Origin of the sequence: Micromonospora sp. DT4, from assembly GCF_049841675.1 — a bacterium.
Classification (GTDB): Bacteria; Actinomycetota; Actinomycetes; order Mycobacteriales; family Micromonosporaceae; genus Micromonospora.
The window spans coordinates 1-374 of the sequence record NZ_JBNCKT010000422.1; the positions used below are offsets into that span (position 1 = coordinate 1).

Here is a 374-nt window from a genome sequence, read left to right on the forward strand (position 1 = left end):
GTAATGGTTTGACCAGATCGGCGAGAGTCTCGACAAGGCATGATCATGCCGTTGACGTTGGCTGAACACGTACGATCCGTCAACTCATCCAACGAGCCCGCACGCTCTATCGCTGGGACACCCGACCGACAACCCGCTGTCGGGGGGTCTGTCATCCGAACGGTGTAACTTCTCTCTGTTCTATCGATGATGTTGGGCTGTTTACCGGCGGGCGGCGGAGACCCGGCCGTCGAAGGTGATATCGAAGGCATTCAACGCTGCTTTCCAGCGGTTGGACCATCGGGTGCGGCCGTTGCTGGTGGGGTCGAGGCTGGTGACCGCGAGGTAGAGGATTTTCAGCGCGGCCTGCTCGGTGGGGAAGTGCCCGCGGGCGT

Annotated in this window: 1 pseudogene; it reads right to left on the reverse strand. The window is 61.0% G+C overall.

What is annotated here, in order from left to right:
* Positions 1 to 201: 201 nt before the first annotated feature.
* Positions 202 to 374 (reverse strand): annotated as a pseudogene (locus tag ACLQ24_RS30410) (IS256 family transposase); the annotation flags it as partial.